22 protein-coding genes and 1 pseudogene are annotated in these 19,832 nt (G+C 65.0%); 20 read left to right on the top strand and 3 right to left on the bottom strand.

The annotated features are described in order from the left end of the window. Positions 1-84: 84 nt before the first annotated feature. The 4 genes from urtB to urtE are packed head-to-tail and all read left to right on the top strand — an operon-like array spanning position 85 to position 4,353. On the top strand, positions 85-1,665 hold the full coding sequence (gene urtB / locus Q0799_RS14075; protein ID WP_298399468.1) for an urea ABC transporter permease subunit UrtB: 1,581 nt from the start codon (positions 85-87) through the stop codon (positions 1,663-1,665). Positions 1,666-1,675: 10 nt separating this feature from the next. Further along, the gene (urtC, locus tag Q0799_RS14070; RefSeq protein WP_298399466.1) at positions 1,676-2,830 is read left to right on the top strand and encodes an urea ABC transporter permease subunit UrtC; all 1,155 of its coding nucleotides are present in this window, start codon (positions 1,676-1,678) and stop codon (positions 2,828-2,830) included. Beyond that, positions 2,827-3,657 (top strand): urea ABC transporter ATP-binding protein UrtD, encoded by an 831-nt coding sequence (gene urtD, locus Q0799_RS14065; protein WP_298399464.1) that lies wholly within the window; start codon positions 2,827-2,829, stop codon positions 3,655-3,657. Before urtC ends, urtD begins: the two co-directional genes overlap by 4 nt. Before the next feature lie 3 nt (positions 3,658-3,660). Continuing rightward, positions 3,661-4,353, top strand: coding sequence for an urea ABC transporter ATP-binding subunit UrtE (urtE, locus tag Q0799_RS14060; RefSeq protein WP_298399462.1), 693 nt, complete (start codon positions 3,661-3,663; stop codon positions 4,351-4,353). 16 nt (positions 4,354-4,369) lie between these two features. Here urtE and Q0799_RS14055 read toward each other — a convergent pair whose 3' ends face one another. Beyond that, positions 4,370-5,182 (bottom strand): alpha/beta hydrolase, encoded by an 813-nt coding sequence (locus tag Q0799_RS14055; RefSeq protein WP_298399461.1) that lies wholly within the window; start codon positions 5,180-5,182, stop codon positions 4,370-4,372. Positions 5,183-5,275: 93 nt separating this feature from the next. On the opposite strand from Q0799_RS14055, the gene Q0799_RS14050 reads away from it, so the two are divergent. Continuing rightward, a complete protein-coding gene (locus Q0799_RS14050; protein WP_298399460.1) occupies positions 5,276-5,722 on the top strand; it encodes a nucleoside deaminase in 447 nt (148 codons plus the stop codon). Positions 5,723-5,753: 31 nt separating this feature from the next. On the opposite strand, the gene Q0799_RS14045 is transcribed toward Q0799_RS14050, so the two are convergent. Further along, positions 5,754-7,745 carry an ATP-binding protein gene (locus Q0799_RS14045; RefSeq protein WP_298399458.1) on the bottom strand — a complete coding sequence of 664 codons (1,992 nt, stop codon included), beginning with the start codon at positions 7,743-7,745 and terminating at the stop codon, positions 5,754-5,756. Positions 7,746-7,858: 113 nt separating this feature from the next. Here Q0799_RS14045 and queF point away from each other — a divergent pair, with 113 nt between their 5' ends. The 3 genes from queF to Q0799_RS14030 all read left to right on the top strand — a co-directional run bounded on the left by queF (position 7,859) and on the right by Q0799_RS14030 (position 12,241). After that, complete coding sequence (gene queF / locus Q0799_RS14040) at positions 7,859-8,689, top strand: NADPH-dependent 7-cyano-7-deazaguanine reductase QueF (protein ID WP_298399455.1); 831 nt, start codon at positions 7,859-7,861, stop codon at positions 8,687-8,689. A gap of 73 nt (positions 8,690-8,762) precedes the next feature. Next, positions 8,763-9,872 carry an ABC transporter substrate-binding protein gene (locus Q0799_RS14035; RefSeq protein ID WP_298399451.1) on the top strand — a complete coding sequence of 370 codons (1,110 nt, stop codon included), beginning with the start codon at positions 8,763-8,765 and terminating at the stop codon, positions 9,870-9,872. Further along, positions 9,869-12,241, top strand: a complete 2,373-nt coding sequence (locus tag Q0799_RS14030; protein WP_298399449.1) for a hybrid sensor histidine kinase/response regulator — start codon at positions 9,869-9,871, stop codon at positions 12,239-12,241. Before Q0799_RS14035 ends, Q0799_RS14030 begins: the two co-directional genes overlap by 4 nt. On the opposite strand, the gene Q0799_RS14025 is transcribed toward Q0799_RS14030, so the two are convergent. After that, a complete protein-coding gene (locus tag Q0799_RS14025; protein ID WP_298399447.1) occupies positions 12,161-12,574 on the bottom strand; it encodes a hypothetical protein in 414 nt (137 codons plus the stop codon). The genes Q0799_RS14030 and Q0799_RS14025 overlap by 81 nt on opposite strands. 51 nt (positions 12,575-12,625) lie before the next feature. Between Q0799_RS14025 and Q0799_RS14020 the strand changes: the two genes are divergently transcribed. From Q0799_RS14020 to ureC, 12 genes and pseudogenes are all read left to right on the top strand, one after another. Further along, positions 12,626-12,814 (top strand): hypothetical protein, encoded by a 189-nt coding sequence (locus Q0799_RS14020; RefSeq protein WP_298399445.1) that lies wholly within the window; start codon positions 12,626-12,628, stop codon positions 12,812-12,814. A gap of 84 nt (positions 12,815-12,898) precedes the next feature. Continuing rightward, on the top strand, positions 12,899-13,576 hold the full coding sequence (locus Q0799_RS14015) for an FCD domain-containing protein (protein WP_298399443.1): 678 nt from the start codon (positions 12,899-12,901) through the stop codon (positions 13,574-13,576). Between the two features lie 20 nt (positions 13,577-13,596). Next, complete coding sequence (locus Q0799_RS14010) at positions 13,597-14,385, top strand: transporter substrate-binding domain-containing protein (protein ID WP_298399441.1); 789 nt, start codon at positions 13,597-13,599, stop codon at positions 14,383-14,385. A gap of 48 nt (positions 14,386-14,433) precedes the next feature. Beyond that, positions 14,434-15,099: an amino acid ABC transporter permease gene (locus Q0799_RS14005; protein ID WP_298399439.1), complete on the top strand. Its 666-nt coding sequence runs from the start codon at positions 14,434-14,436 to the stop codon at positions 15,097-15,099. After that, complete coding sequence (locus Q0799_RS14000) at positions 15,099-15,755, top strand: amino acid ABC transporter permease (protein WP_298399437.1); 657 nt, start codon at positions 15,099-15,101, stop codon at positions 15,753-15,755. Before Q0799_RS14005 ends, Q0799_RS14000 begins: the two co-directional genes overlap by 1 nt. Next, a complete protein-coding gene (locus tag Q0799_RS13995) occupies positions 15,736-16,464 on the top strand; it encodes an amino acid ABC transporter ATP-binding protein (protein WP_298399435.1) in 729 nt (242 codons plus the stop codon). Before Q0799_RS14000 ends, Q0799_RS13995 begins: the two co-directional genes overlap by 20 nt. Positions 16,465-16,473: 9 nt before the next feature. Next, on the top strand, positions 16,474-17,496 hold the full coding sequence (gene alc / locus Q0799_RS13990; protein WP_298399433.1) for an allantoicase: 1,023 nt from the start codon (positions 16,474-16,476) through the stop codon (positions 17,494-17,496). Further along, entirely contained in the window at positions 17,493-18,005 is a 513-nt protein-coding gene (locus Q0799_RS13985; protein WP_298399431.1) for an ureidoglycolate lyase, read from the top strand. Before alc ends, Q0799_RS13985 begins: the two co-directional genes overlap by 4 nt. A gap of 63 nt (positions 18,006-18,068) precedes the next feature. After that, positions 18,069-18,929: an urease accessory protein UreD gene (locus Q0799_RS13980; protein WP_298399429.1), complete on the top strand. Its 861-nt coding sequence runs from the start codon at positions 18,069-18,071 to the stop codon at positions 18,927-18,929. Positions 18,930-18,939: 10 nt separating this feature from the next. After that, entirely contained in the window at positions 18,940-19,242 is a 303-nt protein-coding gene (ureA, locus tag Q0799_RS13975) for an urease subunit gamma (protein ID WP_119490793.1), read from the top strand. 9 nt (positions 19,243-19,251) lie between these two features. Beyond that, positions 19,252-19,557 carry an urease subunit beta gene (locus tag Q0799_RS13970; RefSeq protein WP_298399424.1) on the top strand — a complete coding sequence of 102 codons (306 nt, stop codon included), beginning with the start codon at positions 19,252-19,254 and terminating at the stop codon, positions 19,555-19,557. Then, positions 19,557-19,832: pseudogene (ureC, locus tag Q0799_RS13965) on the top strand (urease subunit alpha); the annotation flags it as partial. The gene Q0799_RS13970 and the pseudogene ureC, both read left to right, overlap by 1 nt.

Raw genomic sequence — 19,832 nt, 5'->3', positions numbered from 1 at the left:
CGGCCCTACGCAATTCATCGTATTCCCCGTCGGGGGCCCGCTCCGTAATCTGTCGCTGCACTGCACAAATTGCGGACGGACCCGATGAAAAAAACCCTGTTATCCCTGCTGCTCTGGGCCTTCGGCCTGAGTGCCCTGGCCGCGCCGGATCCGGCGCTGCTGCGTCAGCTGGCTGCCGACGACAATTCCGACAAGATCGCCGCCATCCAGCAACTGGCCGCCGATGCCGAACCCGGCACGGCAAAAATCCTGCAGGCAATGGCCGACGACAGCCTGTACGCGCTCGACGACAAGCTGTTCGTCTTCGACGGCGAGAACACGTTCGACGCCTTCAGCGGCGAAGCCGCCGAACTGCCCGAAGGCGCCGACACGATCACGGTCAACAACCGCCTGCGCGGCGAACTGGCCAACGCGCTGGCCGCGCTCAGGCTGTTCGACGAGGATCGCAGCCAGCGCCTGAGCGCCGCCCGCGAACTGCAGAGCAATGTCGGCGCCGAACTGGCGCCGGTGCTGGCCAAGGCCAAAGCCAGCGAGAGCGACCCGCAGATCCTTGAACTGCTGACCACGGCCCACGCCAAGGCCACTCTTCAGGATGCCGACCCGGCCGTCCGCCTTGCCGCCGTGGCGGCACTCGCCGAAGTCAAGACGCCGGCGGTGCGCAGCCTGCTGCTGCCGCTGACCGATCCGGCCAATGAGGCCGACAAGTCGGTACGCGAAGCGGCCAGCCAGGCGCTCAAGGCCATCGAACGCAGCCTGGCCTGGGGCGATACCCTGGCCGCCGTCTTCTCCGGCCTGTCGCTCGGTTCCATCCTGCTGCTGGCCGCGCTCGGCCTGGCCATCACCTACGGCGTCATGGGCATCATCAACATGGCCCACGGCGAACTGCTGATGATCGGCGCCTACACCGCCTACGTGACGCAGAGCCTGTTCCGCACGCATTTTCCGGAGCTGATCGACTGGTATCTGCCGGCGGCGATTCCGGTCGCCTTCTTCACCGCCGCCGCGGTCGGCGTGCTGATGGAACGCACGGTGATCCGCTGGCTGTACGGCCGTACGCTGGAAACCCTGCTCGCCACCTGGGGCCTGTCGCTGATCCTGATTCAAGCGGCGCGCGTGATCTTCGGCGCGCAGAACGTCGAGGTCGCCAATCCGAGCTGGATGTCGGGTGGCGTCGAACTGTTGCCCAACCTGATCCTGCCGTGGAACCGCGTGATCATCATCGGCTTCGCACTGTTCGTGCTGTTCCTGGTGTGGGTGCTGATGAACAAGACCCGGCTCGGCATGTTCGTCCGCGCCGTCACCCAGAACCGCCCGATGGCCGGCTGCGTCGGCGTGCCGACGGCGCGCATCGACACCATGGCCTTTGCGCTCGGTGCAGGTATCGCCGGCCTGGGTGGTGTCGCCCTGTCGCAGATTTCCAACGTCGGCCCCGACATGGGCCAGGGCTATATCGTCGATTCCTTCATGGTCGTCGTCGTCGGCGGCGTCGGCCAACTGGCCGGCGCGGTCTGGGCGGCGCTTGGCCTGGGCATCTTCTCCAAGCTGCTCGAAGGCTGGGCGGGCGCGGTGATCGCCAAGATCATGATCCTCGTCGCCATCATCATCTTCATCCAGAAGCGTCCGCAGGGCATCTTTGCCTTGAAGGGCCGCTTTGCCGACCAGTAAGGAGCGACACATGTCCGCCATTACTTCCGCCCTCCCGCTCCCCGCGACCGGCCGCGTGCCGCTGACCCTGCGCGTCTTCGCCGCGCTCGACCGCAAGGCCTGGATCGCGCTCGGCGTCTTCCTCGCCCTGGCGCTGGTCGTCGTCCCGGTGCTGCACCTGGCAGTACCGCAGGACAGCGTCTTCCATGTGTCGACCTACGCGATCACGCTGATCGGCAAGATCATGTGCTACGCGCTGGTTGCCGTGGCGATGGACCTGATCTGGGGCTACGGCGGCATCCTGTCGCTCGGCCACGGGCTGTTCTTCGCGCTCGGCGGCTACGCCTTCGGCATGTACCTGATGCGCCAGATCGGCCGCGACGGCAGCTACGGTGCCGACCTGCCCGACTTCATGGTCTTCCTCGACTGGAAGGAGCTGCCGTGGTTCTGGCTCGGCACCGACAGTTTTGGCTGGTCTGCCTTCCTGGTCCTCGCGGTACCGGCCGTGGTCGCCTTCGTCTTCGGCTACTTCGCCTTCCGCTCGCGGATCAAGGGCGTCTATTTCTCGATCATCACCCAGGCGCTGACTTACGCCGCCATGTTGCTGTTCTTCCGCAACGAAACCGGCTTCGGCGGCAACAACGGCTTCACCGATTTCAAGCGCATCCTCGGCTATTCGATCACCGCCCCGGAAACCCGGCTGGTGCTGTTCGGACTGACCGCCATCGCGCTCGCTGCGACGCTGGTTTTCGCCGCCTGGCTGGTCAAGTCGAAGTTCGGCCGGGTGCTCACCGCCATCCGTGACGCCGAATCCCGCGTCATGTTCATCGGCTACAACCCGCTCTGGTACAAGCTGACCATCTGGGTCATCTCGGCCGTGCTGTGCGGCATCGCCGGCGCACTCTACGTGCCGCAGGTCGGCATCATCAACCCGTCGGAAATGAGCGCCGCCAACTCCATCGAAATCGCCATCTGGGTCGCCGTCGGCGGGCGCGGCACGCTGATCGGCCCGGTCATCGGCGCCTTCACGGTCAACCTCGCCAAGAGCTGGTTCACCGTGTCCTTCCCCGAATACTGGCTGTTCTTCCTCGGCCTGCTGTTCATCGTCGTCACGCTGATGCTGCCGCAAGGCCTGGTCGGTCTGTGGAAGAAAATCATCAGCAAGAAACAAGGAGCCCAGGCATGAACGCCCAAGCAGCCCTCATCGATCAGCCGGACGGCGGCGACAGCGCCACCCAGCTCGGCCACGTCGTCACCGGCGAACTGGACCTGTCGCACGGCGTCGCGCTCTACCTCGAAGACATCACCGTCAGCTTCGACGGCTTCAAGGCGCTGAACAATCTCAGCCTGGCCATCGACGCCGGCGAACTGCGCTGCATCATCGGCCCCAACGGCGCCGGCAAGACGACGATGATGGACGTCATCACCGGCAAGACCCGGCCCGATTCCGGCAAGGCCTTCTTCGGCCAGAGCATCGACCTGACCCGGCTGACCGAACCGGAAATCGCCCACGTCGGCATCGGCCGCAAGTTCCAGAAACCGACCATCTTCGAACAGCACACCGCTTTCGAGAACCTCGAACTGGCGATGAAGACCGACAAGCGCGTGTGGAAAAGCCTGATGGCCTGGCTGAGCGGCGACGACCGCGACCGCATCGCCGACACGCTCAAACTGATCCGCCTCGACGGCGAAGCCGACCGCCCGGCCGGCCTCCTGTCGCACGGCCAGAAGCAGTGGCTGGAAATCGGCATGCTGCTGATGCAGGAGCCGAAGCTGCTGCTGCTCGACGAACCGGTCGCCGGGATGACCGACGACGAAACCATGCGCACCGCCGAACTCTTCGTCTCGCTGGCCGGCAAGCATTCGCTGGTCGTCGTCGAACACGACATGGCCTTCGTCGAAAAACTCGGCGGCAAGGTCACCGTACTGCACGAAGGCTCGGTGCTGGCCGAAGGCGACCTGGCCACCGTGCAAAACGACCAACGGGTCATCGAAGTCTATCTGGGACGCTGAACCATGCTCAAAATCGATAACCTCCATCAAGCCTACGGCGGCTCGCACATCCTGCGCGGCCTCAGCTTCGAGCTGCAGAAGGGCGAAGTCACCACCCTGCTCGGCCGCAACGGCGTCGGCAAGACCACGCTGCTGAAAACGTTGATGGGCCTGGTCAAGCCGAAATCCGGCAGCATCACCCTGGCCGGCCGCGACATCACCGCGCTGCCGCCGCACGAACGGGTCAAGGCCGGCATCGGCTACGTGCCGCAGGGGCGCGAGATCTTCCCGCGGCTGACGGTCGAGGAGAACCTGCTGATGGGCCTAGCGACCAAGCCCGGCAGCACCAAGATTCCGCAGCGCATCTTCGACATGTTCCCGGTCCTCAAACAGATGATGCACCGCCGCGGTGGCGACCTCTCCGGCGGCCAGCAACAGCAACTGGCAATCGGCCGCGCGCTGGCCATGGGCCCGTCGCTGCTGATCCTCGACGAACCGACCGAGGGCATCCAGCCGTCGATCATCAAGGACATCGAGCGCGCCATCCGCATGCTCGCCGAAACCGGCGAAATGGCCATCCTGCTGGTCGAGCAGTACTACGACTTCGCCGAGTCGCTGGCCGACCAGTATCTGCTGATGGAACGCGGTGAATTCATCATGCGCGGGCGCGGCGAGACCATGCCGCAGGACGGGGTACGGGAGGCGCTGGCGGTGTGAGCGTCAGCCGTGGCAATCAGATCCCGAATTCCCGCATGGCGGCAATGACCGCCTGCGGATCGCTGAGGTGGGGGAGATGGCCGGTGGCATCGATATGGGCAAGCCGGCTGTGCGGGATATGCCGGTGCATGTAATCGGCAACCTCGTGAGGCACGGCGATGTCCTCGCCGGACTGGATGATCAGGGTAGGAACGCTGACCTTGCCGAGGTCCGCGCGATGATCCGACTTGAGGATGGTGAACAGGATTTTGGCTGCCCGGGAGAACGGGATGCCGCTGAGATGGCGGGCGAAATATTCGTGTAGCTCCGGTTTTTCCGGATGCGCCATCGCCGACATGGCGTAGGTCTTCGTCCAGTCCTGATAATTCTGATACATCGCCATGTGGATGCCGCTGAGCATATCTTCGGTGAACCCGCCGTGATAGCCCGTGTCATTCAGGTAGCGCGGGGAAGCCGCGATGAGCACCAGGCGCGAAAACATCGCCGGATTCTGCAAACTGGCCAGCAGCGAGATCATTCCCCCGACCGAGTGTCCGACCAGGGTGGCATCGCGCAGTTCGAGAAGCTGCCCGACCTCGACCAGATCCTCGGCGTAGCCGCGCAGGGTCAGATAGCGTGCCGACGCGCGCTCGAAAGCTTCGACATCGGAATCCCCGGCGCCGGCATTGTCGAGCAGGACCAAGCGATAACTGTCGGCAAACGCCGGGGTGACCGCCGACCAGACGTCCTGATCCGTCCCGAAACCATGAACGAAGACCAGCATCTTGCCGGCCTCGGGATTACCGGCGACGTTCACATTATTGCGGCGCAAGGAGGCAGACTGTTCCATGGCGATTCCTCTGCAGGCAGAATGGAAGGACGATTGTGCCAGAGACGAAAGGGTCGCGTCGAACGGGCCCGGATTGAACGATCAGGAGGAATCATGGACGCATTCATGCAGGCCGCCATCGACGAAGCGCGTCGCGGATTGGCCGAAGGTGGCATCCCCATCGGCTCGGTGATCGTGCATGATGGGCGCATCATCGGCCGTGGCCATAACCGCCGGGTCCAGAACGGCAGCGCCATTCTGCATGGCGAAATGGATGCCTTCGAGAATGCCGGGCGCCAGCCGGCTTCGGTGTACCACCAGGCGGTGCTGTACACCACGCTGTCGCCTTGTGCGATGTGCAGCGGGGCGATACTGCTCTATGGCATTCGCCGGGTCGTCGTCGGGGAAAACAAGACTTTCATGGGCGAGGAGGAATTGCTGCGCTCGCGCGGTGTTACGGTCGAGGTCCTGCAGGACGAGACCTGCATCGGCCTGATGCGAGATTTCATCGTCGCCCACCCGGCGCTCTGGAACGAGGACATCGGCGTCGAACCGGCGTGACCAAGGCGACCGACCCGGTGGCCGGCACAGCTTACCTGCGCCGCCCTTCGTGCAAGCAGCGCAACAGCGCCTGGAACAGGCTGGCAGGATCGACCGGCTTGCTGATGTGTTCGTCCATGCCGGCGTCGAGGCAGGTCTTGCGGTCTTCCTCGAAGGCATTGGCCGTCATCGCCAGGATCGGCGTATCGCGGTTCATCGATTCGCGGCGGATTTCCCGGGCGGCATCCAGCCCATTGAGATTCGGCATCTGCATGTCGAGCAGGATCAGCTGGTAGGACCTGCGTCGCGCGAACTCCACCGCCTCGCGTCCGTCGTTGGCCAGATCGACGCAAAGGCCCACGTCTTCCAGCAGGCTGCGCGAAACCTCCTGGTTGACCGGCTCGTCTTCGGCCAGCAACACGCGGGCGCCGGCATATTCCTGACGCAGACGAAGCTCGGCCGAGCCGTTCGGGTCCGTCGTCCGGATGTGGCCGGCACCGCCGCTGACACGGTTCAAGCAGGCGGTGAACCAGAAACGACTGCCCTCGCCCGGCGTGCTGACGACCCCGATCTCGCCGCCCATCAAGTGCGACAACTGCTTGCAGATGGCCAGCCCCAGTCCCGATCCTCCGTACTTCCGGGTCATCGAACTGTCGGCCTGCTCGAATGGCGAGAACAGGCGCTGCTGATCCTCGGCGGCGATACCAATGCCGGTATCGACAACATCGAAACGCAGATGCAGGCGCTCGCCGTCCTCGCCCAGCAAACGGACACCGAGGGTAATGCCGCCTTGACTGGTGAACTTGACCGCATTGCCGGTCAGATTGAGCAATATCTGCCCGAGCCGCAGGGGATCGCCCTCGAAACGGGCAGCCGCCAGTTCGGGCGGCAGATCGACGGACAACGACAACTGCTTGTCGGCGACCCGCTCCGCCATCAGGCTGGTGACGTTCTCGAACACCTCGCCCAGCCGGAACTCGACATGTTCCAGCACCAGACGCTCGGCCTCGATTTTCGACAGGTCGAGAATATCGTTGATCACCGCCAGCAAGACCTTCGACGATTGCTTGGCCTTGCCCAGCTGGGTGCGGACCTTGTCGTCGGCGGTCTGACGCAGCGCCAGGTCGATCATGCCCATGATGCCGTTCATGGGCGTGCGCAGCTCATGGCTCATGTTGGCCAGGAAGGCGCTCTTGGCACGGCTGGCGGCCTCGGCCGCCTCCTTGGCCACGGACAGCGCCTGGGTCCGCTCGGCAACCTGCGTTTCCAGTTGGTCGCGGTGATGCAACAGGGCCTCCTGAGACTGTTCCCGCTCGCGTTCCCAGCGCATGGACTGCCGGGCACCGACGGCAATCCCGGCCAGGCCGACCAGCCAGATCAGCGCATGACTCAGGCCAAGCTGCAGGCGCGATTCACCGATCCGCTCCAGATACGGTGCCAGCGGCAGGCTGAGTCCGGTGGCGCCGCGCATGTCGCCGGTCTTGTACCCGAGGACCGCGTGACATTTATCGCAACCGTCCTCCATGTACATCGCGCGCAGATAGCGCAGGTAAGGCTGACCATCGATCTCGGAAACCTCCCAGATCTCCTTGCGCTCGCCACGCTCGAAACCTTCGAGTTGCCGGCGCTCCCAGTCGTCCGGTGCGTTGCCCGGGTTGAGGTATTTAAGTCCGGTAATCCGTCCGCGGACCCCGTATTCCTCGGCGTAGAAATCCATCATCTGGCGCAACATCGAGGCCGGATTGAGCAAAGTCAACCGGCGACCGTCGTTGGTCACGACGTCGCGGCCGGGAACGTGTTCCAGCCAGGGAACCGACTTCTGGGTTTCGGTGACGGGCACATACACCCCGCCGTGCATCGTTCCCCAGCGCCGGAAGGAAATATCCTTGTTGAGGTTGGCGCGCGCCTCGGCATACGCCATCGACATCGCCTGCTTGCCGGTCTGGTCCAGGTTCCAGGCCAGTGAAAGTGCCAGCACGGCGGTCCACACCAGCGCTGCCAGGGTCGACATGCGTAGCGAGAAGTTTCCGTAGGCCAGGGCCATTTCTGCCACACTCAAATCTGTTCGTGATGGCTTAAGCATATACCGCTTTGCAGAATTCCTGCGGCATTTTCTGCACTGACGCACGACACGGTGCTTGCAGTAAAATGCCGGCCATGACCGATCCCAGCATTCTCTCCCCGCTCGGCAAGCCGACCGAATACCGCGCCGACTACGCCCCCGAACTGCTTTACCCGATTCCGCGCCAACTGAAGCGCGACGAATTGGGCATCCAGGCCGGTTGTTTGCCTTTTGTCGGCGAGGACCTTTGGAACGCCTACGAACTTTCCTGGCTGAACCCTCGCGGCAAGCCGGTGGTTGCCGTCGCCAGTTTCCGGGTGCCGGCGGACAGCCCGATGCTGATCGAGTCGAAATCCTTCAAGCTCTACCTGAATTCCTTCAACCAGACGGTTTTCGCCGATCTGGCGGCGGTCGAGGCCTGCCTGGTCCGCGACCTGAGCAGCGCCGCCGGCGCCCCGGTAGCGGTGGCTATCGCCGATTTGCGCGACCGACCGCAGGCCTTCATCGGCAGCCCGGCCGGCATCCTGCTCGACGACCTGGACATCGATTGCGATTGCTACCAGCCCAGCCCGCAGTTGCTGGGCACCCTGCCGGGTTCGCCGGTCGAGGAAACCCTGTACTCGCACCTGCTCAAGTCGAACTGCCTGGTCACCGGCCAACCGGACTGGGCCATGGTCGTCGTCCGCTACCGCGGCCAGCCGATCGACCGGGCCGGACTGTTGCGCTACCTGGTTTCCTTCCGCAATCACAACGAATTTCACGAGCAGTGCGTCGAACGCATTTTCTGCGACATCCGGCGCGCCTGCGCGCCCGCCGCGCTCGCCGTCCATGCCCGGTATACCCGACGCGGCGGCCTGGACATCAATCCCTTCCGCAGCACCGGCGATTTCCCCCCGCCGGACAACACGCGCGAAATCCGGCAATAAACCTGCTGCACCGCCATGGTGCCAAAAGCATGTAAAGCGTTAAACTGACGACTCGTTTCAGGGGGAGGAACGAGTGAGCGCAAAATTACAGAAAATTCTGGCCATCATCGGACTGCTACTGCTATCGGCCTGTGGCAATCAGGAACCGATCCGCATCGGCCTGCTCGCCGGATTGTCCGACCGCGGCTCGGACTTCGGCGAGAGCGTGCGCAACGGCGTCATTCTGGCCATCGAGCAACAAAATCGTGCCGGCGGCATTCATGGTCGGCCGATCGAGCTCATCGTCCGCGACGACGGCCAGGAGCGCGAGCAGGCGATCCGCGCCGCCGAGGAGCTGATCGCCCTCAAGCCCGAGATCATCATCGGTCCGGTGACCAGTTCGATGGCCAGCATCGTCGTGCCGATGATGAACCGTGCCGATCAACTGATCATCAGCCCGACCGTGGCCTCGACCGACTTTCACGGTAAGGACGACAATTTCTTCCGGGTGAACCGGACCACCCGCGAGGCGGCGATCCATCACGCCGGCGTGCTGTTCGAACGCGGCTCCCGGCGGGTCGGCATCGCTTTCGACGCCTCCAACCTGCAGTACTCGGAAACCTGGGTGAAGGCATTCCGCGATCAGTTCGAACATCTGGGCGGTCATGTGACCGAAACCAGCCGCTTCGAATCGGCGGCAACGCCGAGCTTTGCCGAGGTCATCGCCAAGCTGCTGCCATCGACCCCGGACACCCTGCTCTTCGTCGCCAGTTCGCTCGACACCGCCCGTCTCAGCCAGCAGGCCCGCCGCCAGGCGCCGGGGCTGCTGATCACGTCGACCGAGTGGGCGGCATCCGGCGAGTTGCTGAGCGAAATGGGCGGCGAGTCGGTCGATGGCCTGCTGATCGCCCACGCCTACGACCGCAACGACTCGCGCCAGCCCTACCAGTCCTTCCGCGAGGCCTACAAGCAGCGCTTCCAGCGCGAATTCGGTTCCTTCTCCCTGCTCGCCTACGACACCGCGAACATCGTCATCACCGCGCTGCAACGCCGTCAGGACGGCGAAAGCCTCAAGCAGGCCCTGCTCAGGTACGGCCCTTACGAAGGCACGCAGCAGCAGATCGTGTTCGATGCCAACGGCGACACCACCCGCCAGGTGTACTTCACCGAAATCCGCAACGGCAATTTCGAGCAGGTCAGATGAGCAGATCGCAGCGGCGCGAATGGCGCCTGCACAACTTCCTCGGCGTCCTGCTGGCACTGACCTCGGTGCTCAGCTTCACCATCGTCGCCTCGGTCTTCCTGTTCAACCGGATTCCGCAACTGGAACAGGAAATCCGCAGCAGCGCCGAAGGCGACGCGCGCGAACTGGCCTTGCGCATCGAACTGCAACTCGGCGCACTGCAGGACCAGCTGCTCCTGCTCGGCGAAGCGCTGGACAACCATGGCCGGACCCGCCAATTGATGGACAAGGCGGTTGGCGAGGGCAAGACCTTCCGCGCCCTCTACCTGCTTTCGCCGGACGGCCGGGTGACCACCGCCAGTCTGGCGCCGAGCTACCGTCACCTGCAGGCCGAAGTGGTCGGCAGCGACCTGTCGTCGGCACCGATGTTCCTCGAGGTTCGGGACAGGCGGAGCGTCGTCTGGAGCGACAAATACCTGTCGTCGTTGACCGGCATCGTCACCGTCGGCCTGGGCATACCGCTGGCCGACCGGGGAATGCTGCTGGCCGAACTGCCGCTGTCCTACCTGCTCGACCTTGGCCGGGGCAACGAAACCCACCAGCGCGCCATCTGGGTCATCGACCAGCGTGGCGAGGTCCTGGCCGATACTGCCTCGACCGCCCGCACCGGCAGCGCCCTCAACCTCTATTCGTCGCCGCTGCTGGCCGCCGTGCTGGGCGGCACGCCGCTGCCCAGGCAGTTCGCGGTCGACGGCGAAAACTACTATGTAGGCGGCGCCCGCTCGCAACAGCTCGGCTGGTCGTTCATCGCCCGCGTACCGGCCGGCCTCGCCCACCCGGAAATCCGCATGACCGTATTCACTGTCGTCGGCGGTTTCCTGGCCTCGCTGATGATCGGTACGCTGCTCGCCCTGTACGGCGCATCGCGCCTGTTGCGTCCTTTACGGGCCATCATCCTGCGCGCCGACCGGCTGGCCCGGGGCGAAAAGGTCGACGAATGGCCGCGCGGACGGATCGCCGAATTCAACCGCCTGTCCGGCGACATCGGCCGCATGGCGAAGGCCATTCTCGACCGCGAGCAGACGCTGCGCGAACTGAACGCCAGCCTGGAAGCGCGCGTCGCCGAACGGACCACCGCGCTGCAGCAGGCCAAGGAAGCTGCCGAAGCCGCCAGCCGCGCCAAGAGCACCTTCCTGGCCAACATGAGCCACGAAATCCGCACCCCGCTCAATGCCATCAGCGGCATGGCCCACCTGATCCGCCGCGGCGGCCTGCCGCCCGAACAGGGGGTCCGCCTGGACAAGCTGGAAGCCGCCGGTCAGCATCTGCTCGAAGTCATCAACATGGTGCTCGACCTGTCGAAGATCGAGGCCGGCAAGCTCGAACTCGAGGAAACACCCTTCCGCCCGGGCAGCCTGTTCGAAAACGTGCGCTCGATGATCCAGGAAAAAGCCAGCGCCAAACGCTTGCGCCTGCTCGTCGACGCCGCCAACCTGCCCGACCAGTTGATTGGCGACTCGACCCGCCTGCAGCAGGCCATGCTGAATTACGCCAGCAACGCGATCAAATTCACCGAACACGGCGAAATCCGCCTCGCGGGCCGGATCATCGATGAAACGCCGGACGACCTCCTGCTACGCTTCGAAGTCAGCGACACCGGCATCGGCATTTCCCCGGAGGCCTGCGAACGCCTGTTCAAGCCGTTCGAGCAGGCCGACACCTCAACCACGCGCAAATACGGCGGCACCGGCCTCGGCCTGGCGATCACCGCCAAGATCGTCGAAGCCATGAACGGCATAGTCGGGGTGAGCAGCGTGCCGGGACAAGGCAGCACCTTCTGGTTTACCGCCAGGCTGAAAAGGATGCCGGCAGCCACGGCCAATCCGGAACCGACGCCGCTCGATCACGAAACCCGGTTGCGCAGCCTCTACGCCGGCCGCCGCATCCTGCTGGTCGAGGACGAACCGATCAACCGGGAAATCGCCCTGATGCTGCTGACCGATGCCGGCCTGGTCACCGATGCCGCCGAAGACGGCATGCAGGCCGTGGAGATGGCCGCCAGCCGTACCTACGACCTGATCCTGATGGACATGCAGATGCCTCATCTGGACGGCGTCGAGGCAACACGCCGAATACGCCGGCTGGACAATTGCCGCAGCATTCCGATCGCCGCGATGACCGCCAATGCCTTTGCCGAAGACCGCGCCCGCTGTTTCGCCGCCGGGATGAACGAATTCATCGCCAAGCCGATCGATCCGGACGCTTTCTATGCCCTGCTGTTCGATTGCCTGTCGGGAAATTTCCGGGCGTCAGCGCCCGATGAAACCCATGACGTCACTGAGCAGCATCAGTTGCGGCTGGGCGTCCAGCCAGTCACGAGCCTCGACTAGCGTCGGGCAGACCTCGCACTCGTAAGATTTCAGGTCGCCACCAAGGACCTTGCGGATTGCTTCGGCCAGTCCCGAGTCCGTCGTCACGAAGACGATCCGGCAATTCGGCGACGACAGCTTGGCTCCGTAATGCAGTGCCGCCAGGTCGGTCAGCGCCGACTGCCCGATATCGTGCCGGCTGACCGCCGAAAAATCGTGGATCACGTAACGGGCATCGTCAAAACGCGGATCACTCTGGATCCGGCGCACCGTGTCGAGAAAGCCGCCCGACGGCAGCCCGCCCTCGTAAATCGCCAACACGCCTTCCGGTTCCCAGACCAGCCTGCACGTCATGAGCCTGTCCTCTCGAGACCACTGCCCGGCATATTGCCAAAGCATTATTGTATGCCGGACATCTTAATCCAGAATGCCGCCCGGATGAACCTAGTATATCCCCCAGCCTCGGTTTTCATCCTCCAGAAAACGCACCACATTGAAGCCAATGCGACAAAAACATCCCTGATCTGGGGCGACAAACCCACACCAAAAGAAAAACAAGCAGAAGAACAAAACACAATGAATACAAACAACTAGAAAACAAAAGAAGACAAAAAACGCTCTGGCACGCAGCGTGCTTATACGTCACCACTGGTCTGACCGGTCTGAACGGATAACCCAATGCCTAGCCTAGCCAACATCGCAGCCCAAACCCTGCAACGCCGCATCCTCGACGGCCACTATCCGGCCGGTAGTGCCCTGCCCGGACAACGCGAACTCTCCGAGAACCTCGGCATCAGCCGCGCCTCGCTGCGCGAAGCCATTTCCATGCTGGAAGCGCTCGGCCTGCTGCGCTCGCAGGCCGGTAAAGGGGTCTTCGTCACCGCCGGCAAGCCGGCCAGCGCCGCCGACCTGCCGGCCGGGCCGAGCGCCATGCCGCCGGCCGCCATTTTCCAGATGCGCTACGTCGTCGAACCGGCCAATGCCGCACTGGCCGCCCGCCAGGCCGGCCCCGAGGGCATTGAGGCACTGCGCGAATGCATGCTGGAAATGCAGCGGGCGCTGGCCGCCAGCGACCTGGTCACCGCCGCCGACTGCGACTTGCGCTTTCACCTGGCGCTGGCCGAACTTTCCGGCAACCCGGCGCTGACCGCGCTGACCGAACACTTCCAGGCCCACCTCGCCTACAGCCTGCGCCTGCCCTTCGCCGACCGCAGCCATATCTGGCAACCGGCCGACGAGCACAACGCCATCCTCGCCGCCGTCGCTGCGGGCAACGCCAGCGCCGCGCGCAAAGCCATGCAGCAGCACCTGAACTCGGCCGCCGGCCGCGTCGGCATCACTTTCGTCAAACCCTGAACCTTCCCTGGAGCCTCGCCATGCAAAAACGTACCTTCCTCAAAGCCGTCCTCGCCACCGCCGTCTTCTCGGCCGGATTCAGCGGTCTCGCCCACGCCGACGTGCTGGCCAACGTCCAGAAGGCCGGCGTGTTGCGCGTCGCCGTACCGCAGGACTTCCCGCCCTTCGGCACCGTCGGCCCCGACCTCAAGCCGCGCGGCTACGACATCGACGTTGCCAACCTGATCGGCCGCGAACTTGGCGTCAAGGTCGAACTGATCCCGGTCACCAGCACCAACCGCATTCCCTACCTGACCACGGGCAAGGCCGACCTGGTCATTTCCAGTCTGGGCAAGAATCCGGACCGCGAGAAGGTGATCGACTTCTCGATCGCCTATGCCCCGTTCTTCAACGGCGTGTTCGGCCCGGCCGACAGCACGGTCAAGGGCGCCGCCGACACCGCCGGCAAGACGCTGGGTGTCACCCGCGGTTCGGTCGAGGACCTGGAATTCACCAAGATCGCCCCGCCGACGGTGAACATCAAGCGCTACGAGGACAACAACGCCACCATCTCGGCCTACCTGTCCGGCCAGGTGCAACTGATCGCCACCGGCAACGTCGTCGCCGCCGCGGTCAACGAGCGCACCAAGATCCGCCGCCTCGACACCAAGTTCCTGATCAAGAACTCGCCCTGCTACGTCGGCGTGAACAAGGGAGAGGCCGCGCTGCTGGCCAAGGTCAACGAGGTCATCGCCAAGCTCAAGAAGAACGGCGACCTGAACCAGGTTTCGCAACGCTGGCTGCAAGCCCCGCTGCCGGCCGACCTCTGATTCACTGACCCTGCTGGGTGCCGCCTGCGGGCGGCACCGGAGAAATCCATGTCCTACGTCTTCGATTTTCCGGCGGTTTTCGAGCATACCGATGCGCTGCTCGCCGGCACCGGCCGCACGCTGGCGCTGACCGCCATCGGCGCCGTTGTCGGCATTGCGCTCGGCATCGTCGGCGCCGTCTGCCGCGCCTGGCGGCTGGCGCCCTTCGACCGGCTGTTCGCGGTCTATGTCGAGCTGATCCGCAACACGCCCTTTCTGGTCCAGCTGTTCTTCATCTTCTTCGGCCTGCCGGCCATCGGGGTGCAGATGAACGAATGGCAGGCGGCCATCCTGGCGGTGATCATCAATCTCGGCGCCTATTCGACCGAGATCATCCGCGCCGGCATCGAAGCGACCCCCAAGGGCCAGATCGAGGCGGCCCAGTCGCTGGCGCTCAACCGCCTGCAGACCTTCCGCCACGTCGTCCTGCCGCCGGCGCTGCTCAAGGTCTGGCCGGCGCTGTGCAGTCAGGTGGTGATCGTCATGCTCGGCACCTCGGTGTGCTCGCAGATCGCCGCCGAGGAACTGACCTTCGCCGCCAACTTCATCCAGTCGCGCAATTTCCGCGCTTTCGAAACCTATTTCATCGTCACCGCGATCTACTTCCTGCTGGCCATCGGCATCCGCCAGCTGATGATGCAGATCGGCCGGCGGCTGATCGCGCGGAGGCCGTGATGAACGACATTTCAACCTGGGACATCGTCCGCAACCTGTTCGACGGCGCCGTGTGGACGCTCGCCCTGTCGCTCACCGCCTTCGTCTTCGGCGGCCTGGCCGGGCTGGCCATCCTCTTCGCCCGCATTGCCAAACACGCCCTGCCGCGCCGTCTGGCCCTCGGCTACATCGAGATTTTCCAGGGCACGCCCTTGCTGATGCAGTTGTTCATCATCTTCTTCGGCGGCAGCCTGATCGGCCTGGAAATCTCGCCGTGGATCGCCGCCGCCATCGGCCTGACGCTGTTCACCAGCGCCTATCTCGCGGAAATCTGGCGCGGCTGCGTCGAGGCGATTCCCAAAGGACAATGGGAAGCCTCGGCCAGCCTGGCGTTGTCGCGCTTCGAGCAGATGCGCCACGTGATCCTGCCGCAGGCCCTGCGCATCGCCATCGCGCCGACCGTCGGCTTCTCGGTGCAGGTGGTCAAGGGCACGGCGGTGGCGTCGATCATCGGTTTCGTCGAACTGACCAAGACCGGCTCGATGCTCGCCAACGCCACCTACCAACCCTTCCTCGTCTTCGGCTTCGTCGCCCTCGGCTACTTCGCCCTGTGCTACCCACTCTCGGCCTATGCCCGCACTCTCGAAAGGAATCTCCATGGCGCTCGTTCGCATTGACGCGCTGCACAAGCATTTTGGCAGCAACCACGTGCTCAAGGGCATCGACCTCGACATCGAAGAAGGCCAGGTGATCGCCCTGATCGGCCGCAGCGGCTCGGGCAAGAGCACCCTGCTGCGCACCATCAACGGCCTGGAAAGCTTCGACGAAGGCTGCATCGAGGTCGACGGCGAGCGCATCCACCCGCACGAAACCGACCTGCGCGCGCTGCGCCAGAAGGTCGGCATGGTCTTCCAGCAGTTCAACCTGTTCCCGCACCTCTCCGCCGGCCAGAACGTCATGCTGGCGACACGCATCGTGCGCAAGATGCCGGAAGCCGAAGCCCGCGAACTGGCCAAGGCGATGCTGCTCAAGGTCGGCCTGCAGGACAAGTTCGACGCCTTCCCCGACCAGTTGTCCGGCGGCCAGCAGCAGCGCGTCGCCATCGCCCGCGCGCTGGCCATGCAACCGCGCGTGCTGCTGTGCGACGAAATCACCTCGGCGCTCGATCCGGAACTGGTCAATGAAGTGCTGGCCGTGGTCAAGGACCTGGCGGCCGAAGGCATGACGCTGATCATGGTGACGCACGAAATGCGTTTCGCCCGCGAAGTCGGCGATAAACTGGTGTTCATGTACCAGGGCCGCGTGCATGAAACCGGCGACCCCCGCGACGTCTTCGCCAATCCCCAAACCCCGGAACTGGCCGCCTTCATCGGCGCCATCCAGTAAGAGACCGACATGGACAACGCTCCCTTCCTGACCGCCCCGGCCGCCGAGCTGCCGGCCTGGGCCAGACAGCAGATCAACCTGGCCGACCCGCGCCTGGGCGCCGAAACGCTGGCCTGCTCCGATGATTTCTTCGCCCCCATGGCCCGCCTGCTGCAACCGCAAGCCGCCATCTTCGTTCCGGGCAAGTACGACGCCAACGGCAAATGGATGGACGGCTGGGAATCGCGCCGCAAGCGCGTCGCCGGCCACGATTGGTGCATCGTCAAATTGGCTCGCCCGGGACAGATTGCCGGCGTGGACATCGACACCAGTTTCTTCACCGGCAACTACCCGCCCGCCGCCTCGCTCGACGGCTGCCCGGCCGGCGCCGACCCGGACGATGCGGCAAGCTGGACGACGCTGCTGCCGGCCACGCCCCTGAATGGCAACCAGCACCACCTGATCCCGCTCACCGCCACCGGCAGCTACAGCCACCTCCGGCTCAACATCCTGCCCGACGGCGGTATCGCCCGCCTGCGCGTCTATGGCCGCCCGAGCGGCGCCGCAACGCCCGGCGCCGACGGCCTGGTCGACCTCGCCGCCGCCCTCAACGGCGGCTACCCGGTCGCCTGGAACGACGCCCATTTCGGCGTTGCCGGCAACCTGCTGCTGCCCGGTCGCGGCGTGGACATGGGCGACGGCTGGGAAACCCGTCGCCGCCGCGAACCCGGCTTCGACTGGTGCATCGTCGCCCTCGGCCAGCCTGGGACGATCCGCCGCATCGAAGTCGACACCGCCCACTTCAAGGGCAATTTCCCCGACCGCTGCTCACTCCAGGCCGGCTACGCCCCCGGCGTCAGCGATACGGCGCTGGTCGCCCAGGCCCAGTTCTGGCCGACGCTGCTGCCCGAAGTCAAACTGCAGGCCGACCACATCCACGTCTTCGCCGAGCCGCTGACTGCGCTCGGGCCGGTGACCCATGTCCGCCTCAATCTGCATCCGGACGGCGGCGTGTCGCGCCTGCGCCTGTGGGGCGAGGTTGCCCCGGCATGAGTGCTTCGCTCCGATTGTTGCCGGCACAGCCGCTGACCGCCGAAGCCTTCGCGCCCTACGGCCAGGTCATCGAATGCGCCGGGCACGCCAGTTATGCGGTCAACGAGGGCAGCAGCCAGCGTTTCAGCGATCTGGCGCAGCTTGCAGCCGACGCCGATGGGCGCCTGGCACTCAGCATCTTTCGCGCCCGCCGGCGGAACGCCCCCTACCGCCTGAACTGCCTGGAACGCCACCCGCTCGGTTCGCAGGCCTTCGTGCCGCTGGACCGCCAGGCCTTCCTGATCGTCGTTGCCGATGAAGCACCGCGGGCCGGACGACCGGCGCCGGAAAGCCTGCGTGTTTTCCTGGCCGAAGGCGGTCAGGGCATCAACTTCAACCGGGACACCTGGCACCATCCCTTGCTGGCGCTGGCCGACGGCGACTTCCTGGTCGCCGACCGGCTCGGTCCGGGCGACAATTGCGAACCGGTCGACATCACCGGCTGGCAACTGGGCATTGAGCAGCCCTGAGCCCCGGCAGCGTGCGCAATCCTGCGTATTTGCCCGGCCCGGCGACTCACGGATAATGCCAGCATGACCTCCCGCCTGCCCGATCCCCTGCCCGCCCCGGTGTGGCACGCCGAACTCGAACTCGGCTTCGCCCGCCAGGGCGAACGGACCGTGCTGCGTCACAACCGGCATGTCGGCCCGCTGCGCGTGCAGAAAGCGCTCTACCCGGAAGGCGAGGCCGTCTGCCAGGCGCTGCTGCTGCATCCGCCGTCGGGCATTGCCGGTGGCGATCATCTGGCGATCGACATCGCCGTCGACCGCGACAGCCGCGCCCAGATCACCACGCCGGGCGCCGGCAAGTGGTACCGCTCGGGCGGCGCGGCGGCATCGCAGACGGTAACGCTGAACGTCGCTGCCGGCGCGACGCTGGAATGGCTGCCGCAGGAGAGCATCGTCTTCGCCGGCGCCATCGCCCGCATGGACACCCGCGTGACGCTCGCCGCCGACAGCCGTTACCTGGGCTGGGACATCCTCTGCCTGGGCCGCGCGGCGTCCGGCGAACGTTTCGAGCACGGGCGTTTCGACCTGTTCTGCCGCATCGACCGCGACGGCAAGCCGCTGTGGATCGAGCGCGGCGGGGTCTCGGGCAGCGACGCGCTACTCGCCAGCCCGGCCGCCTGGACCGGCAAGACGGTCTGCGGCACGCTGCTGTGCAGCTTCCCGGAACTGCCGCAACAGGCCGCTGCGCTGCTTGACAGCCTGCGCACCGTCGCGCCCACCGATGCTGCGCTGCATGGCATCACCGCCCCGCCCGGTCTGCTCATCGCCCGTTACCTCGGCGACAGCAGCGAAGCCGCCCGGCTGTGGTTTGCCGAACTGTGGAAAATCCTGCGTCCGGCCGGCTGCGGCCGACCGGCAGTGCTGCCCCGAATCTGGAATACCTGAAGGAGTCGTCATGGAACTGACACCGCGTGAGAAGGACAAGCTCTTGATCTTCACCGCCGGCCTGCTCGCCGAGCGGCGCAAGGCCAAGGGCCTGAAGCTCAACTACCCGGAAGCCGTCGCGCTGATCACCTGCGCGATCATGGAAGGCGCCCGCGAAGGCAAGACGGTGGCCGAGCTAATGCACGAAGGCACGCAGGTGCTGAGCCGCGCCGACGTCATGGACGGCATCGCCGAGCTGATCCCGGAAATCCAGGTCGAAGCCACCTTCCCGGACGGGACCAAGCTGGTCACCGTGCATAACCCCATCGTTTGAGGAGCTGACATGATCCCCGGAGAACTCCTCGCCGAACCCGGCGAACTCGAATTGAACGTCGGCCGCCCGACCATCACCCTCGTGGTGGCCAACACCGGCGACCGGCCGATTCAGGTCGGCTCGCACTACCATTTTTACGAAACCAATGCCGGCTTGAGCTTCGACCGTGAAGCCGCGCGTGGCTACCGCCTCGACATCGCCGCCGGCACCGCCGTGCGCTTCGAGCCGGGCCAGAGCCGCACCGTGCAACTGGTCGCGCTGGCCGGCGAGCGCAAGGTTTATGGTTTCCGCGGCCTCGTTCAGGGAGCACTGTGATGGCGAACAAGATTACCCGTCAGGCCTATGCCGAGATGTTCGGCCCGACCACCGGAGATCGTCTCCGCTTGGCCGATACCGAGCTGATCATTGAGGTCGAAAAGGACTACACGATCTATGGCGAGGAAGTGAAATTCGGCGGCGGCAAGGTCATCCGCGACGGCATGGGGCAGAGCCAGCGCGTTTCCGCCGAGACCGTCGATACCGTCATCACCAACGCGCTGATCGTCGATGCCATCACCGGCATCATCAAGGCCGACATCGGCCTGAAGGAT

Origin of the sequence: uncultured Azonexus sp. (assembly GCF_937982035.1) — a bacterium.
In the GTDB taxonomy this organism is placed as follows: domain Bacteria; phylum Pseudomonadota; class Gammaproteobacteria; order Burkholderiales; family Rhodocyclaceae; genus Azonexus.
This window is presented reverse-complemented; position numbering and strand designations above follow the sequence as displayed.

Bases quoted from the DNA above. Each gene is read 5' to 3' on its own strand.
- urtB (WP_298399468.1), top strand. From the start codon at position 85: ATGAAAAAAACCCTGTTATCCCTGCTGCTCTGGGCCTTCGGCCTGAGT.
- urtC (WP_298399466.1), top strand. From the start codon at position 1,676: ATGTCCGCCATTACTTCCGCCCTCCCGCTCCCCGCGACCGGCCGCGTG.
- urtD (WP_298399464.1), top strand. From the start codon at position 2,827: ATGAACGCCCAAGCAGCCCTCATCGATCAGCCGGACGGCGGCGACAGC.
- urtE (WP_298399462.1), top strand. From the start codon at position 3,661: ATGCTCAAAATCGATAACCTCCATCAAGCCTACGGCGGCTCGCACATC.
- Q0799_RS14055 (WP_298399461.1), bottom strand. From the start codon at position 5,182: ATGGAACAGTCTGCCTCCTTGCGCCGCAATAATGTGAACGTCGCCGGT.
- Q0799_RS14050 (WP_298399460.1), top strand. From the start codon at position 5,276: ATGGACGCATTCATGCAGGCCGCCATCGACGAAGCGCGTCGCGGATTG.
- Q0799_RS14045 (WP_298399458.1), bottom strand. From the start codon at position 7,745: ATGGCCCTGGCCTACGGAAACTTCTCGCTACGCATGTCGACCCTGGCA.
- queF (WP_298399455.1), top strand. From the start codon at position 7,859: ATGACCGATCCCAGCATTCTCTCCCCGCTCGGCAAGCCGACCGAATAC.
- Q0799_RS14030 (WP_298399449.1), top strand. From the start codon at position 9,869: ATGAGCAGATCGCAGCGGCGCGAATGGCGCCTGCACAACTTCCTCGGC.
- Q0799_RS14025 (WP_298399447.1), bottom strand. From the start codon at position 12,574: ATGACGTGCAGGCTGGTCTGGGAACCGGAAGGCGTGTTGGCGATTTAC.
- Q0799_RS14020 (WP_298399445.1), top strand. From the start codon at position 12,626: ATGCCGGACATCTTAATCCAGAATGCCGCCCGGATGAACCTAGTATAT.
- Q0799_RS14015 (WP_298399443.1), top strand. From the start codon at position 12,899: ATGCCTAGCCTAGCCAACATCGCAGCCCAAACCCTGCAACGCCGCATC.
- Q0799_RS14010 (WP_298399441.1), top strand. From the start codon at position 13,597: ATGCAAAAACGTACCTTCCTCAAAGCCGTCCTCGCCACCGCCGTCTTC.
- Q0799_RS14005 (WP_298399439.1), top strand. From the start codon at position 14,434: ATGTCCTACGTCTTCGATTTTCCGGCGGTTTTCGAGCATACCGATGCG.
- Q0799_RS14000 (WP_298399437.1), top strand. From the start codon at position 15,099: ATGAACGACATTTCAACCTGGGACATCGTCCGCAACCTGTTCGACGGC.
- Q0799_RS13995 (WP_298399435.1), top strand. From the start codon at position 15,736: ATGGCGCTCGTTCGCATTGACGCGCTGCACAAGCATTTTGGCAGCAAC.
- alc (WP_298399433.1), top strand. From the start codon at position 16,474: ATGGACAACGCTCCCTTCCTGACCGCCCCGGCCGCCGAGCTGCCGGCC.
- Q0799_RS13985 (WP_298399431.1), top strand. From the start codon at position 17,493: ATGAGTGCTTCGCTCCGATTGTTGCCGGCACAGCCGCTGACCGCCGAA.
- Q0799_RS13980 (WP_298399429.1), top strand. From the start codon at position 18,069: ATGACCTCCCGCCTGCCCGATCCCCTGCCCGCCCCGGTGTGGCACGCC.
- ureA (WP_119490793.1), top strand. From the start codon at position 18,940: ATGGAACTGACACCGCGTGAGAAGGACAAGCTCTTGATCTTCACCGCC.
- Q0799_RS13970 (WP_298399424.1), top strand. From the start codon at position 19,252: ATGATCCCCGGAGAACTCCTCGCCGAACCCGGCGAACTCGAATTGAAC.